This is a genomic window from Gilvimarinus sp. 1_MG-2023 (assembly GCF_030548285.1).
The window spans coordinates 1-279 of sequence record NZ_JAUOSC010000897.1 but is presented as its reverse complement, the minus strand read 5'-3'; the positions used below and the strand labels follow the sequence as shown (position 1 = coordinate 279).

1 pseudogene is annotated in these 279 nt (G+C 55.6%); it reads right to left on the bottom strand.

Annotated elements, in window-relative coordinates:
* Positions 1-279 (bottom strand): annotated as a pseudogene (locus Q4563_RS19455) (phosphomethylpyrimidine synthase ThiC); the annotation flags it as partial.

Here is a 279-nt window from a genome sequence, read left to right as displayed (position 1 = left end):
ATGTATTCCATTTCCGGGGTGATAATCCCCTGCCTGGCATAATGCAACTGGGTGACATTGTTGCCCGGCAAGGCACGCCGTGGCTTGCGTTCGGTTTTCATACGCCACTGCTCGTAACGCAAATCCATATCGCGGGTCTGGCTGAAATATGAGCTGGACTGGGCCAGTACTTCCGTATCGGAGCGCTCGTCAATCCACGGTTGCCGCAGTGCGGACAAGCCTTTGGCAAGATCCAGATCAAGCGCCGGATCACTGTACGGGCCCGACATATCGTAAACC